Below are 13,471 nucleotides of genomic sequence, written 5' to 3' on the forward strand. Positions count from 1 at the left end.
GTGGGAGCAGCGGTGACCGTCTGGGACGACCTGGTGGGCCAGGAGCGGGTGGTCGAACAGCTGACCGCCGCCGCTCGCGCGGCCCGGGCGACGGTGCTCGCCGGGCGTTCGGGGCAGGCGGCGGCCGGTGCGAGCGGCGGTGCGAACGGCGTTGTGAACGCCTCGCTGATGACCCACGCCTGGCTGTTCACCGGCCCGCCCGGGGCCGGGCAGGTGACAGCGGCGCGGGCCTTCGCGGCTGCCCTCCAGTGCACCAGCCCCGATCTGGACCTCGGCGGCACGCCCGGCTGCGGGTTCTGCGACGGCTGCCACACCGTGATGGCGGAGAGCCACGCGGACGTGAAGTTCGTCCGCAGCGACGGACTGTCGATCGGCGTCGGCGACATGCGCGACCTGGTGCTGCGCGCCTCCAGCTACCCGACCGGCGGCCGCTGGTCGGTGATCCTGATCGACGCCGCCCACCGGCTCACCGAGGCGGCGGCGAACGCGCTGCTCAAGGGCGTCGAGGAACCCTCCCCCCGGACCGTCTGGCTGCTCTGCGCGCCGTCCGTCCAGGACACCCTGCCCACCATCCGCTCGCGCTGCCGCCACCTGGTGCTGCGCACCCCCGCCGCCGAGGCGGTCGCCGATCTGCTGGTGCGTCGCGACGGGGTGGAGCCGGGGCTCGCGCGGCTGGCCGCGCAGGCCGGGCAGGGGGACGTGGAGCGGGCGCGCCGCCTCGCGCTGGACGAGCAGGCCCGCAGCCGCCGGCTCGAGGTGCTGCGGATCCCGCTGGAGGTCGGCGACATCGGGGGCTGCCTGGCGGCCGCGCAGCGTCTGGTGGACACCGCCAAGGCGGACGCCGAGGCGCTCGCGGTGACCCGGGACGCCAAGGAGACCGACGATCTGAAGGCCGCCTACGGCGCGGCCGACGGCGGCAAGACCCCGCGCGGGATGGCCGGCGCGGTCAAGGAACTGGAGAAGCGGCAGAAGAGCCGGGCCACCCGGACCCGCCGCGAGACCCTCGGGCTGGCCCTGCTCGACCTGCTGGGCTTCTACCGCGATGTGCTCGCGCTGCAGCTGGGCGCCACCGGCACGCTCGCCAACCAGGACCAGCGCGCCGCCCTGGACCGGATCGCCGCAGCCGGCCCGCCCGAGGGCACCCTGCGCCGGATCGAGGCGGTGCTGGCCTGCCGGCAGGCCCTGGACCGCAACGTCGACCCGCTGCTGGCGGTCGAGGCCATGACGGTGGCGCTGCGCGCCGGCTGACGGACCGCGTCGGCCACGCGGGCTGACTGAGTGTCACAGGCTGAGCCACCCGGCTCGCTCGTTCGAGTGAACGCGCGCGCGGGGCCCGCAGGGTTCGCCGGATCGGGGACGCCTTCTTGCACGCTGTGGAGCGCGTACCCGCCGGTCCGGTGCTTGTCCTCGCGAGGTGGTGCCCGATGCCCCGTCCGTTGCTCCTGCTGCTGCTCGTCCCCGTTCTGCTGCTCGGCTGCTGGCTGGCCCGGGGCGCCCTGGTGCGCTGGCGGGGGGAGCGGGCCGCGCTCACCTACGAGCTGTCCGCCGATCTGCGTCCGGTGCTGCTGCGGCTGCTGGGCGCGCTGCTCTGCGGGATGTGCGCGACGGCGCTGGCGGTGGTCGCCGTGCTCGGCGGGCGTCCGGTGGCGAACGCCGGCACCCGGCAGGCCTCGGCCGAGACGGTGGCGGAGCCGCTCCGAGCCGCCCCGGCCGCGGTGCGGCCGGCTCCCGAGTCCTCGGCGTCCGGGTCCGCGCCCGCGCCCGCGTCCGGGTCCGCGTCCGGGTCCGCGTCCGCCCAGTCGAGCCCGCAGCCGGTCCACTTCACCAGCATCGCCCGGCCCGCCGAGGGCGAGCTGCTGGAGGCCGCCGTGCCCGGCGCCGACGGGCATTCCCGTACCGTCCGGGTTTGGCTGCCGCCGCACTACGCCGACGATCCGTCAGCCCGGTACCCGGTGCTGGTGCTGCACGCCGCCACCCCGGGGAAGACCGCCGACACCGAGCTGCCGGACGTCTTCGACGGCCTGCTCTCGGCGATCAAGCTCGGTCGCGCGCACCCCTTCCTGGCCGTCGCCCCCGCCGCGCCGACCGGCACCGAGCACCCCTGCGACCTGGTCGCCGCCGCCCCGCAGGCACTGGCCGACGACAGCCTGCTGCGCAGCGCCGTCGCCGCGGCCTTCCACACCATGGCACCGGGCCCGCAGGGCTGGGCAACCCTCGGGGTGGCGGGCGGCGCACCCTGCGCGGTAGCGGCGGGGCTGACCCGTCCGGAGCTGTACGGCGCGGCCGCCGCCGTCTCCGGGCGCTACGACGCGGCCGCGCTGACCCAGGCGGCGGCCGAGGCCCCGTCCGGCCCGGCGCCCCGGGTGCTGCTGGCCGCCGCGAAGGCCGACACCGAGGGCCTGGCGGCCGCGCACAAGCTGGCGGACGCACTGCACGGCGGCCGTGGGCAGGCGGCCAAGGCGGTGGTGAAGATCTCGGACGTGGTGCAGGACTTCGCACCGGACCGTGAGCGGCTGCGCCTGGTCCGGCTCGCCGCGCAGTACCTGACCGACACGCTGGCCCAGCCGGCGGGCTGAGCGGCTCCACCGTTCCGGCTACGCTCACCAGCACTCGGCCGCTCCGCCGGCCGGCCCCGAGGGGAGACCTCCGCATGCCCGATCCCGCCGCCCTGTTCCGCTCGGCCGTCGCGCTGGCCGCCACCGGGCTGCTCCTCACGGGCTGCTCCGGCGGTGGCCGCGCCTCGGCCCCGGGTGACCACAGCCCGCCCTCCTCCGACGGCAGTGCGGCCTCGCCGAGCGCCACGGCCTCCGCGGCCGCCTCCGCCGTGACCCCGCTGCAGCCGCTGCCCGAGGCGGTCCCGGCCGTCCTCTCCTCCTACTACGCGCAGCGGCTGGGCTGGCAGGCCTGCGACAGCGGCTTCGAGTGCGCCACCTTCAAGGTGCCGCGGGACTACCAGCAGCCGAGCGGCGGGGACCTGACGCTGACCGCGGTGCGCCGGCCGGCCGACGGCGCGGGCGGACAGCAGCGGCTCGGCTCGCTGCTGCTCAACCCGGGCGGTCCGGGCGGCTCCGCGGTGGAGTACGTGGAGTCGGCGGCGGGCGGCTACCAGCCGGTGGTCCGGGCCGCCTACGACCTGGTCGGCCTGGACCCGCGCGGGGTCGGTCGCAGCTCGCCGGTGAGCTGCCTGAGCGGGGACCGGATGGATGCCTACACCCAGACCGACATCACCCCGGACAACCAGGACGAGGTCGACCGACTGGTGGCCGCCGACCAGGAGTTCGCGGCCGGCTGCAAGCAGCGCTCGGGGGAGCTGCTCGGCCACGTCAGCACGGTCGAGGCGGCCCGCGACATGGACGTGCTGCGGGCCCTGCTCGGCGACGCCCGGCTGAACTACGTCGGCAAGTCCTACGGCACCCTGCTGGGAGCGACCTATGCCGGGCTCTTCCCTTCCCGGGTCGGCCGGATGGTGCTGGACGGCGCGATGGACCCGGCGCTGGACGCGCTGACCGGCAACCGCACCCAGGCCGGCGGCTTCGAGACGGCCTGGAGCTCCTTCGCCAAGGACTGCGCCGGCCGTTCCGACTGCCCGGTGGGCAGCACCGAGCAGCAGGCCGGCCAGGAGTTGGACGCGCTGCTGAACTCGCTGGACGCCAAGCCGCTGCCGGCCGCCGAGGGACGGCAGCTCACCCAGGCCCAGGCGGTCACCGGGGTGATCCAGGCGCTGTACGCGGAGTTCCTCTGGCCGCAGCTGCGCAGCGCGCTGGCGGCGGCGAAGGCGGGTGACGGCGGCCCGCTGCTGCACCTGTCCGACTCGTACTACGAGCGCTCGGCCGACGGCAGCTACCCGAACCTGATGTTCGCCAACATGGCCGTCAACTGCCTGGACCTGCCGGCCCCGTTCAGCTCGCCGGCCGAGGTGGCGAGCGCCGTGCCGGGCTTCGAGCAGGCCTCGCCGCACTTCGGCCGGGACATGGCCTGGATGGCGCTGACCTGCGGTTACTGGCCGGTGAAGGCGACCGGCGCGCCGCACACCGTGCGGGCGGCGGGGGCCGCGCCGATCGTGGTGGTGGGCACGGTGCGCGATCCGGCCACGCCCTACGCCTGGGCGCAGTCCCTGGCGGGGCAGTTGGAGTCGGGTCGGCTGGTGACCTACGACGGCGACGGCCACACCGCGTACGGGCGGCAGAACGACTGCGTGGACTCGGCGGTCAACCACTACCTGTTGGAGGGGCAGCCGCCGGCCCAGGGGCTGCGCTGCGCGAAGTGACGCCGGCAAACCAGTCGTCCAGCAAGCGGATCTGACGTTCCGCCGGGAACTCCTGCGGGGCGAACAGGGCCTGCACCACCAGGCCCAGCGCGAAGCCCTGGGCGGCGGCGGCCAGGTCCTCGGTGGGTGTGCCGCTGGGCAGTTCGCCGCGCCGCTGGGCGGTGGCGACGTGCTGGGCGAGCCGGGTGCGGGAGCGCTGGTAGCGCTCGGCGTGGGCCTCGGCGAGCTCGGGGTCGGCCAGGGCCACGTCCCAGGAGCTGACCCAGATCCGGTTGCTGTCCGCGCTCTCGGGGGTGAGCGGCAGGACGTCGAGCAGGGCGCTGCGCAGGGCGGCCAGGCCCTCGCCGGGCGGGGTGCGGCGGGGGCGTTCCTGGTTGCGCTGGTCCAGGACCTCGAGGGCGGTGCGCAGCAGCGCCTGCTTGTTCGGGAAGTAGTGGGTGAGCAGGCCGGTGGAGGCGTCCATCTCGGCGGCCACCGCCCGCAGCGTCAGGCCGCCGAAGCCGCGGCCGGCCAGCACCCGCCAGACGGCCTCGGAAACGTCGCGGCGGCGGGCTTCATGGTCTCCACGGGCGGGCGTCATGGCGCTATGGTACCTACCAAACGTTTGTTATGTACCTCGTCCGTCACGTACCCCGTCCTGGATCAGGGAGACCCTCCGCCATGTTCGCGATACCGCTCTCCGACACCCTGCCCGCCGAGCTGCGCCCGCTGGAGCCCTGGCACGCCGAGGAGTTCCTGGCCCACATGGACCGGGCACGGGAGAACCTCGACCGGTTCATCGGCTTCGCCGGCGCCAGCACCGACCTGGACTCGGCCCGCGCCACCCTGCAGCGGTACGCCGACAAGGCGGCCGCCGACACCGCCCGGATCTACGGAATCTGGCTGGACGGCACGCTGGTCGGCGGGGTGATGTTCCCGCACTTCGACACCACGCACGGCAATGCCGAGATCGGGGTCTGGGCCGAGCCGGCCGGCGAGGGGCTCGGGCTGGTCTCGGCGGGGGTGCGGCACCTGATCGAGTACGCGCTGGTGGAGCGCGGGATGCAGCGGGTGGAGTGGTGGTCCAGTGCGCTCAACGAGCGCAGCCGGGCGGTGGCCCAGCGGGCCGGGATGAAGCTGGACGGGGTGCTGCGCTCGTACTACCCGCACAACGGCGTCCGGCACGACAAGGAGGTCTGGTCGCTGCTCGCCGAGGAGTGGCTGAGCTCCGCGCAGCGGGTCCAGCTCAAGCGCTGAACCGGTCGGGGCCGGTGGGAGGTTGGCGTTGACCACCGGCCCCGAGCCGCTCAGCTGACCAGGTAGGTCGCCGACAGGTCCTTCTCGCCGTGGCCCGCCTTGACGGCCCGCTCGAAGCGCTCGGCGACGGCGGTGGCCAGGTCCAGCTGCAGGCCGGCCGCGTCGGCCTCGGCCAGGATCAGCCGGGCGTCCTTGGCGGCCGTGGCCAGACCGAAGTTGGGCGTGAAGTCACCGCTCAGCATGGCCGCCGACTTGCCCTGCAGGTAGCCGCTGTCCAGTCCGCCGCCCGCGATCGTCTGCGGGAAGAGCCGCGGGTCCAGGCCCAGGCCCTCGGCCAGCGCCAGCGCCTCGGCGGCGCCGGTGACGGTGGCCAACACCCAGCTGTTGACCACCAGTTTGAGCCGGGTCGCGGTGGCCGCCGCCGCATCCTCGCCCAGCCAGACGGTGCGCGCGGCGATCGCCGACAGCACCTCGGCCGCCTGTTCGCGGGCCCGCTCGGAGCCGGCCGCGAAGACCAGGAGCTGCCCGCTCTCGGCCGGCTGCCTGGTCCCCAGGACCGGGGCGTCGACCAGGTCGAGCCCGTGGGTGGCGGCGAAGTCGGCCAGCTCCGCGAAGCCGGCCACGCCCACCGTCGAGGTCTGCAGCCAGATCTGACCCTCCGTCACTCCTTCGGCCGCGGCCTGGATCGCGGCCAGTGCGGCGGGTCCGTCGGTGAGCATGGTGATCACCACCTGGGCGCCGCGGACCGCCTCCGCCGGGTCGGCCGCGACCAGTGCGCCGGCCTCGGCCAGCGGTTGGGCCCTGGCCGCCGTGCGGTTCCAGACCCGGACTTCGAGCCCGGCCCGGCGCAGGCTGCGGGCCATGCCCGCGCCCATGATCCCGGTGCCGAGCACCGCCACCGTTGGTGCACTCATGAGCAGTTCTCCCTACTCTCGCCGAGCCGGTCGGCTCAGACATCTGATAGTGCAACTTACCCGATGGACCGCGCTTGACGTATAGTCATACGAGGTCTTATGGTCATAAACGTTCCGACGGTGATCGGCCTGTGATGGGCCGTCAGCGAGACCGCAGTCGTCACGGCAGCTGGGTCAGCTGCCCTTCCCACGTCTCAAGGAGATCTTCACCATGCGCTACCGCTACCTCGGTGACACCGGCCTGGCCGTCTCGGAGCTGTGCTTCGGCGCCATGACCTTCGGCGGCGGGGCATCCTTCCTCGGCGCCGCCGACCGCAACTGGTCCGAGTTCGGGACCGTTGACGACCAGAACGTCAACCGCCTGATGAACCTGGCGCTCGACTCGGGCATCAACTTCTTCGACACCGCCGACGTCTACAAGAACGGCACCGGTGAGGAGTTCTTCGGCCAGACGCTGAAGAAGGTCCGCGACAAGGTGATCATCGGCACCAAGGGCCGCTGGCGGGTCACCGGCACCGGCCCGAACGACTTCGGTTCCACCCGCCACCACCTGTACGAGGCGGTCGAGTCCAGCCTGCGCCGGCTGCAGACCGACTACATCGACCTCTACCACCTGCACGGCTTCGACCCGCGGACCTCGCTGGACGAGACGCTGCGGGTGCTGGACGACCTGGTGCACTCCGGCAAGGTCCGCTACCTCGGCGTCTCCAACTTCGCCGCCTGGCAGCTGATGAAGGGGCTCTCGGTCTCCGAGCGCCGCAACCTCAACCGCTTCGTGGTCTACCAGGGTTACTACAACCTGGCGGCCCGTGACCTGGAGTGGGAGCTGATCCCGCTGGCGGTGGACCAGAAGGTCAGCATCACCGCCTGGAGCCCGCTGGCCGGCGGCTTCCTGACCGGCAAGTACCAGCGCGGCGAGGGCCGTCCGGTCGGCAGCCGACTGTCCGAGGCGACTCCGGCCGAGTCCGCGCCGCTGACCAACGAGGACCAGGCCTACGACATCGTCGACGAGATGAAGCGGATCGCCGACGCGCGCGGCGCCACGGTCGCCCAGGTGGCGATCAACTGGGTGCTGGCCAAGCCGGCCATCGCCTCGGCCGTGATCGGCGCGACCAAGATCCACCAGCTCGAGGACAACCTCAAGGCGATGGAGTGGACGCTGACCGAGGAGGAGGTGGCCGCGCTGGACAAGGTGAGCCAGGCCCCGACCCCGTACCCGTACTGGCACATCGCCACCGTCGGCGCCGACCGCAAGCTGCCGGGCGACGTCTACCCCGCCTGACTCCACGTCTGACGCACCGTCCCCAGGCACGGGCCCGGGAGTCCGGTATTCCCCTCCGGACTCCCGGGCCCGTCTGTCCAGTTGGTCATATCTATAAGACATCGACTGCCCATACGGTTTCGTATGCTACGGTGAGATCGAAGTTCCCGGCGGGTGATCGACGGATGATCAGATTCCGTTGTACGCCTGCTGCGTAGGCGCTCCTGGTCCGAGCGCCCCGCAAGATCCCCCGCACTTGACACCTCATTCCTGGCACGTTCTTCGGCCCGCCGCCAGTCGGGCCGACCACCACGAAAGGACTACGTCATGTGCACCCGTGAGCTGATGGAACTCGTGTACGGCGAGGACGGTGCGGCCTTCGCCCCGTGCGGGCACGACCACTCGGCGGCGACCGCGGTCGCGACCGAGGAGTCGGACACCAAGCCCGGTGTCGGTCGTCGTCGGATGCTGACCCTGGCCGGCGCGCTCGGCGCGACGATCGCCGGTGTCGGCGCGATCAGCGCGACCCCGGCGTTCGCCGACACCGAGGCGGGCAAGAGATCCCAGCCCGACTCGGTGGCGGACGCGCTGCGCCGGAGTCGGGGCTCCATCCAGGACCTCACCTACCGCTGGGACGTGGACTTCCCGGTCCTCAAGCCCTACGTGCTGACCCCGGAGATCGACCACTACGCCACGGTCGGCAACCAGGGCTTCAACGCCAACAAGATCACCATCGACGAGCACACCGGCACCCACATGGACGGCCCGTCCCACCTGGTCGACGGCGCCGGCGTCTACACCGACCAGATCACCGTCGACAAGCTGGTGACCACCCTGGTGGTCATCGACATCTCGGCCCGGGCCGCGACCAACGCCGACACCACCCTCCAGGTGGACGACGTGCGTGAGTACGAGCGCCGCTACGGCCGGATCCCCACCGGTTCGTTCGTGGCCCTCAACACCGGCTGGGGCAGCCGGATCTTCACCCGCCCCGACCTCTACACCAACCGGGACACCGCGGGTAACCCGCACTTCCCGGGTCTGGGCGGTGAGGCCCTGCAGTGGCTGATCACCAACCGCGGCATCTTCGGTGCCGGAACCGACACCCCGAGCCTCGACGCGGGTGTCAACCTGCCCGCCCCCGAGGCGCACCGGGCCCTGCTGGGCGCCATGCGGTACGGGGTGGAGAACATCGCGAACATCAGCACCGTCCCGCAGGCGGGGTCGGTCGTCAGCGTCGGCGTGATGAAGCACGCCTGGGGCTACGGCGGCCCGGTGCGGATGCTCGCGATCAGCTAGCACCAAACCGATCCGGCGCCGGCCCGGCCTTCCGGGCCGGCGCCACACGACAGAGAATCCTGGAGACAGAGATGACCCTCCCTAAGCGCCAGTTGGGAAAGACCGGCTTTGACATCACGACCGTCGGGTTCGGTGCCTGGGCCATCGGCGGTGGCGGCTGGCGGTACGCCTGGGGTGACCAGGACGACCGCGAGTCGATCGCGGCCATCCGCCACGCCGTCGAGCTCGGGATCAACTGGGTCGACACCGCGGCCGTCTACGGTCTCGGGCACTCCGAGCACGTCATCGGGGAGGCGCTGAAGGGCCTGTCCGACGCCGACCGGCCGTACGTGTTCACCAAGGCCGGCCTGGTCTGGGACCAGAGCCAGCCGGACGCGTCGCCGCACCGGATCATGCGTCCGGAGAGCGTCCGGCGGGAGGTCGAGGACTCGCTGCGTCGGCTCGGCGTCGAGGCCATCGACCTCTACCAGGTGCACTACCCCGACACCGGCGAGTCGCTGGACTGGGACGCGGAGTCCAAGGGCGCCGGCCCGAGCAAGAACGCCACTCCGCTCGAGGAGTACTGGCAGACCATGGCCGACCTCAAGGCCGAGGGCAAGGTGCGGGCCATCGGCCTGTCCAACCACGACCTCGACCTGCTGAAGCGGGCCTCGGCGGTGGCGCACATCGACACCCTGCAGCCGCCGTTCTCCGCGATCAACCGCGGCGACGCCGAGTCGGTGGCCTGGGCCCTGGAGCAGGGCACCGGAGTGATCGCCTACTCCCCGATGCAGTCCGGCCTGCTCACCGGCGCCTTCACCAAGGAGCGGGTGGCCAACCTGCCGGCCAACGACTGGCGGACCGGCAACCCGGACTTCACGGTGAACCTGGACAGCAACCTGGCGCTGGTCGACGGCCTGCGTCCGATCGCGGCGCGGCGCGGCGTGTCCGTCGCCGAGCTGGCGATCGCCTGGGTGCTGGCCTGGCCCGGGATCACCGGTGCCATCGTCGGTGCCCGTCGCCCCGAGCAGATCGACGGCTCGATCGGCGGCGGCTCGCTGGAGCTGACCGAGATCGACCGCGAGGAGATCGCGGCGGTCATCGAGCGCACCGGCGCGGGCAACGGCCCGATCCGTCCCTGATGAGGTAGCCGGCGTGAAGCCGAGCCCCCGAGTGCCGAACGGCGCTCGGGGGCTCAGCCGTGTCCGGACACACCTGACGATGTGTCCGTCGTGATCCCCGGCTGTGTCGCAGATGCTCCAACGGGGCTGGCGCACAGGCCGGAAGAGGTGTCCGATGTACCGGAAGTAGCAGCTCAGAGCGTTTGACTTGGCCAGCGGTCGGATCTTCAATCGAGACGTAACGAGATACCAGGCACGGCAGCTCTCCCGACCCGCTGCGGGTCACGTGGAAGGACGCAACGCATGACCCTGCCGTTCAGCAACTCCCGGCTCTCCGACCTTTCGATCCACCCCGATCTGCTGGCCCCCGACCTGCTCGCCGCGGGCCCGGCGAACCCCGCCGCCGCGCCGGCGCCGCCCAAGCCCGCGCCCGCCGCGGTGCGGGCGCTGCTCGACCGGGCCGCCGTCTTCCCCGGACTCGCCGACCGCTACGCGGTGTTGGGCAACGCCGGCGGGCTGGACATCACCCAGGTCCCGCCGCTCACCGCCGCCGAACTGCGCGGCGCGGTCTGGGGCGGGATCCGCTCCGGGCTGCTGCAGGACCGCGGCGCGGTGCTCTACCTGGGCGGCGGCACGGCCGCCGAGCCGTCCGCGACGGTGGTCCCGACCGGGCTGTTCGCCGAGGCCATCCGACAGGTCTGGTCGCCGTTGGAGCGCACCGACGTGCTGCTCAACCTGGCCCGCGGCACCCGGCTCTGGCCGGTGCACGACCTGGTCGAGGCACTGGCCGAGGCCACCGGCTGCTCGACCATCCCGTACGGCCGCCCCGAGGGCGGCGACCTCGCGCCCTGGGTGGACTTCTTCGCCCAGTGCGGCGCCACCGCGTTGGCCGCGGACACCTCGACGCTGCGCGAGCTGCTGCAGTTCTGCCGGCAGAGCGGCCGGTCGCTGGGCTGGGCCCGGACCCTGGTCTGGGTCGGCGCCGGACTCGACCGCGCCACCGCGGAGTTGATCGAGCAGGTGCTCCCGGAGGCGCGGGTCTTCGGCCTCTACGGCTCGGTGGAGTCCTGGGTGGTCGGCAGCAGCGGCCCGCAGTGCCCGCGCGACGTCTACCACGTGCTGCCGCACCAGTACGTCGAACTGCTGGACGGCGAGATCCTGGTGACCACCCTGCACGAGTCGGCGATCAGTCCGCTGATCCGCTACCGCACCGGGGACCTGGGCGAGTTCACCAGGTGTCCGTGCGGCGATCCGCGGCCCGCGCTGCGGCTGCTGGGCCGGATCGACGACGTGCTGAGCTTCCGCGGTGCGCGCTTCGGCCGGGCCGAACTGGCCGATCTGGCGCGCGGCGTGGCGGAGGTGGACGAGGCCGATGTGACGGTGCTGGACGGTGGCCTGCCGACCGAGCGGCTGCAGCTGCGGATCCGGGCGGCGGACGGCGAGATCGCCGACCGCTACCTGGAGGAGTGGGTGCTGGAACACCTGCTGACCTCGCATGTGACGCTCAGTCAGGTGACCGCCGGCGTGCCGGACGCGGTCGAGGTCGTGGCCGAGGGCGCCGACTGCTGGTCGGCGCCCTGACCCCGAGCGGGTTCTGCTGTCGGAGCGGTCAGGCGCGGGCCACCCGAGCGGCCCGGGCCTCGGCGGCGACGGCGGCGGCCACCGCCGGCGCCACCCGCGGGTCGAAGGGGCTCGGCACGATGTGGTCGGCCGTCAGGTCGTCACCGACGATGTCGGCGATCGCGGCCGCGGCGGCCAGCTTCATGCCCTCGGTGATGGTGCGGGCCCGCACGTCCAGGGCGCCGCGGAAGACGCCGGGGAAGGCCAGCACGTTGTTGATCTGGTTGGGGAAGTCGCTGCGACCGGTGGCCACCACCGCCGCGTGCTTGCGGGCCGCCTCGGGGTGGATCTCCGGGGTGGGGTTGGAGAGCGCGAAGACGATCGCCCCCGGTGCCATCGCCGCCACCGCCTCCTCGGCCACCGTGGCGCCGGAGAGGCCGATGAAGACGTCGGCGCCGCGCAGCGCCTGCTCGGTGGAGCCGGTGTAGCCGGCCTTGTTGCTCTCGGCGGCGAGCTTGGCCTTGACCGGGTTCAGGTCGGTGCGGCTCGGGTGCAGCATCCCCTTGCTGTCGGAGACCGCGATGTCGCCGATCCCCGCCTGCAGCAGGATCCGGGCCACCGCGATGCCGGAGGCCCCGGCGCCGGCCACCACGGCCCGCAGCGCGGAGAGCGGCCGGCCGGTCACCTTGGCGGCGTTGCGCAGTGCGGCGAGCGTGACGATGGCGGTGCCGTGCTGGTCGTCGTGGAAGACCGGGATGTCGATCTCCTCGCGCAGCCGGTCCTCGATCTCGAAGCAGCGCGGCGCGCTGATGTCCTCCAGGTTGATGCCGCCGAAGCTCGGCGCGAGGTTGCGCACCGTCCGGACGATCTCGTCCACGTCGGTGGTGGCCAGCGCGAGCGGCACCGAGTCGACGCCGGCGAACTCCTTGAACAGGATGGCCTTGCCCTCCATCACCGGCAGCGAGGCGGCCGGGCCGATGTCGCCCAGGCCCAGCACCGCGGTGCCGTCGGTGACCACCGCGACGGTGTTGGCCGCCCAGGTGTAGCGGTGGGCCAGCTCGGGGCGCTCGGCGATCGCCGAGCTGACGCGAGCGACGCCCGGGGTGTAGGCCAGCGAGAGGTCGTCGGCGTCGCGCAGCGCGATGGTCGAGCGGATCTCCATCTTGCCGCCCCGGTGCAGTTCGAAGACGGGCTCGGCGTAGGGCCGGATCGGGGCCGCGTGCTGGGCCTCCGACGGGGTCTCTGAGGTGGTCTCGAGCTGGGTCTCGACGGTCGTCTCAATGATCGTCTCGATGGTCGTCTCGGCGGTCATCTTGGGCCTCCAGTGCGGGAGTTGAGGGTTTGTCGGGAGCTGCTGCAGTTACGAAATTAGCATAAGAGCTCTTATATTCAACGGGTTTGCGATGTCTCTTCCGATCCGGACAGTGGTCAGATCGGACATGTTAGGCTGACGTGGTCGTCCGCGACTTGAGCGGACGCTTTCGGAACAGGGAGGGGAACCATGTACCAGATCGCCGTGGCCTTCGAGATTCCCGCCGACCGGCGGGAGGAGTTCATCGCCGCAGCACTGGAGGACGGCCGCAACTCCGCGGCCGACGAACCGGGCACCCTGCGCTTCGAGTTGGTCGAGGACGCGGAACAGCCGAACCGCTTCTACCTCAACGAGGCCTACACCGACGAGGCGGCCTTCGACGTGCACTGCGAAGGACCGCACTTCGCGCGGTTCTTCGAGCTGATCAAGGACTACGCCGAGGGCCCGACCTGGCTGGTCCGGGGTACCCGGATCACCGACTCGGTGCCGCACCAGGTCGGCTGACGTCCAGTCGGAAACGCG

Annotated in this window: 12 protein-coding genes; 9 read left to right on the top strand and 3 right to left on the bottom strand. The window is 72.5% G+C overall.

The genetic code is table 11. The annotated features are described in order from the left end of the window. Window positions 1-12 precede the first annotated feature (12 nt). The 3 genes from BR98_RS24740 (at window position 13) to BR98_RS24750 (ending at window position 4,267) form a co-directional block, all read left to right on the top strand. Window positions 13-1,248 carry a DNA polymerase III subunit delta' gene (locus BR98_RS24740; RefSeq protein ID WP_035847624.1) on the top strand — a complete coding sequence of 412 codons (1,236 nt, stop codon included), beginning with the start codon at window positions 13-15 and terminating at the stop codon, window positions 1,246-1,248. A 176-nt stretch (window positions 1,249-1,424) separates the two neighbouring features. Next, window positions 1,425-2,576 carry a hypothetical protein gene (locus BR98_RS24745; protein ID WP_035847625.1) on the top strand — a complete coding sequence of 384 codons (1,152 nt, stop codon included), beginning with the start codon at window positions 1,425-1,427 and terminating at the stop codon, window positions 2,574-2,576. A 74-nt stretch (window positions 2,577-2,650) separates the two neighbouring features. Then, window positions 2,651-4,267: an alpha/beta hydrolase gene (locus BR98_RS24750; protein ID WP_035847629.1), complete on the top strand. Its 1,617-nt coding sequence runs from the start codon at window positions 2,651-2,653 to the stop codon at window positions 4,265-4,267. Here BR98_RS24750 and BR98_RS24755 read toward each other — a convergent pair. Then, entirely contained in the window at window positions 4,209-4,847 is a 639-nt protein-coding gene (locus tag BR98_RS24755; RefSeq protein ID WP_035847632.1) for a TetR/AcrR family transcriptional regulator, read from the bottom strand. The genes BR98_RS24750 and BR98_RS24755 overlap by 59 nt on opposite strands. Before the next feature lie 80 nt (window positions 4,848-4,927). Between BR98_RS24755 and BR98_RS24760 the strand changes: the two genes are divergently transcribed. Next, a complete protein-coding gene (locus BR98_RS24760; protein ID WP_035847634.1) occupies window positions 4,928-5,503 on the top strand; it encodes a GNAT family N-acetyltransferase in 576 nt (191 codons plus the stop codon). 50 nt (window positions 5,504-5,553) lie between these two features. Here the strand turns inward: BR98_RS24760 and BR98_RS24765 are convergent, their stop codons facing one another. Further along, window positions 5,554-6,417: an NAD(P)-dependent oxidoreductase gene (locus tag BR98_RS24765; RefSeq protein WP_035847637.1), complete on the bottom strand. Its 864-nt coding sequence runs from the start codon at window positions 6,415-6,417 to the stop codon at window positions 5,554-5,556. 211 nt (window positions 6,418-6,628) lie between these two features. Here BR98_RS24765 and BR98_RS24770 point away from each other — a divergent pair, with 211 nt between their 5' ends. The 4 genes from BR98_RS24770 (at window position 6,629) to BR98_RS36655 (ending at window position 11,658) form a co-directional block, all read left to right on the top strand. After that, a complete protein-coding gene (locus tag BR98_RS24770) occupies window positions 6,629-7,699 on the top strand; it encodes an aldo/keto reductase (RefSeq protein ID WP_035847638.1) in 1,071 nt (356 codons plus the stop codon). Window positions 7,700-8,005: 306 nt separating this feature from the next. Further along, complete coding sequence (locus BR98_RS37135; protein WP_035847640.1) at window positions 8,006-8,977, top strand: cyclase family protein; 972 nt, start codon at window positions 8,006-8,008, stop codon at window positions 8,975-8,977. A 71-nt stretch (window positions 8,978-9,048) separates the two neighbouring features. Then, window positions 9,049-10,098: an aldo/keto reductase gene (locus tag BR98_RS24780; RefSeq protein WP_198042278.1), complete on the top strand. Its 1,050-nt coding sequence runs from the start codon at window positions 9,049-9,051 to the stop codon at window positions 10,096-10,098. Window positions 10,099-10,380: 282 nt separating this feature from the next. Then, entirely contained in the window at window positions 10,381-11,658 is a 1,278-nt protein-coding gene (locus tag BR98_RS36655) for a phenylacetate--CoA ligase family protein (protein ID WP_051970175.1), read from the top strand. Between the two features lie 28 nt (window positions 11,659-11,686). Here the strand turns inward: BR98_RS36655 and BR98_RS24790 are convergent, their stop codons facing one another. Further along, window positions 11,687-12,949 carry an NAD(P)-dependent malic enzyme gene (locus BR98_RS24790; protein ID WP_083976948.1) on the bottom strand — a complete coding sequence of 421 codons (1,263 nt, stop codon included), beginning with the start codon at window positions 12,947-12,949 and terminating at the stop codon, window positions 11,687-11,689. Window positions 12,950-13,138: 189 nt separating this feature from the next. Here BR98_RS24790 and BR98_RS24795 point away from each other — a divergent pair, with 189 nt between their 5' ends. Continuing rightward, window positions 13,139-13,453, top strand: a complete 315-nt coding sequence (locus BR98_RS24795) for a putative quinol monooxygenase (RefSeq protein WP_035847642.1) — start codon at window positions 13,139-13,141, stop codon at window positions 13,451-13,453. The last annotated feature ends 18 nt before the right edge of the window (window positions 13,454-13,471 follow it).

The organism is Kitasatospora azatica KCTC 9699 (assembly GCF_000744785.1).
Classification (GTDB): Bacteria; Actinomycetota; Actinomycetes; order Streptomycetales; family Streptomycetaceae; genus Kitasatospora; species Kitasatospora azatica.

Excerpts from the sequence above, each read along its gene's own strand:
- BR98_RS24745 (WP_035847625.1), top strand. The coding sequence starts at position 1,425 with ATGCCCCGTCCGTTGCTCCTGCTGCTGCTCGTCCCCGTTCTGCTGCTC.
- BR98_RS24750 (WP_035847629.1), top strand. The coding sequence starts at position 2,651 with ATGCCCGATCCCGCCGCCCTGTTCCGCTCGGCCGTCGCGCTGGCCGCC.
- BR98_RS24755 (WP_035847632.1), bottom strand. The coding sequence starts at position 4,847 with ATGACGCCCGCCCGTGGAGACCATGAAGCCCGCCGCCGCGACGTTTCC.
- BR98_RS24760 (WP_035847634.1), top strand. The coding sequence starts at position 4,928 with ATGTTCGCGATACCGCTCTCCGACACCCTGCCCGCCGAGCTGCGCCCG.
- BR98_RS24765 (WP_035847637.1), bottom strand. The coding sequence starts at position 6,417 with ATGAGTGCACCAACGGTGGCGGTGCTCGGCACCGGGATCATGGGCGCG.
- BR98_RS24770 (WP_035847638.1), top strand. The coding sequence starts at position 6,629 with ATGCGCTACCGCTACCTCGGTGACACCGGCCTGGCCGTCTCGGAGCTG.
- BR98_RS37135 (WP_035847640.1), top strand. The coding sequence starts at position 8,006 with ATGTGCACCCGTGAGCTGATGGAACTCGTGTACGGCGAGGACGGTGCG.
- BR98_RS24780 (WP_198042278.1), top strand. The coding sequence starts at position 9,049 with ATGACCCTCCCTAAGCGCCAGTTGGGAAAGACCGGCTTTGACATCACG.
- BR98_RS36655 (WP_051970175.1), top strand. The coding sequence starts at position 10,381 with ATGACCCTGCCGTTCAGCAACTCCCGGCTCTCCGACCTTTCGATCCAC.
- BR98_RS24790 (WP_083976948.1), bottom strand. The coding sequence starts at position 12,949 with ATGACCGCCGAGACGACCATCGAGACGATCATTGAGACGACCGTCGAG.
- BR98_RS24795 (WP_035847642.1), top strand. The coding sequence starts at position 13,139 with ATGTACCAGATCGCCGTGGCCTTCGAGATTCCCGCCGACCGGCGGGAG.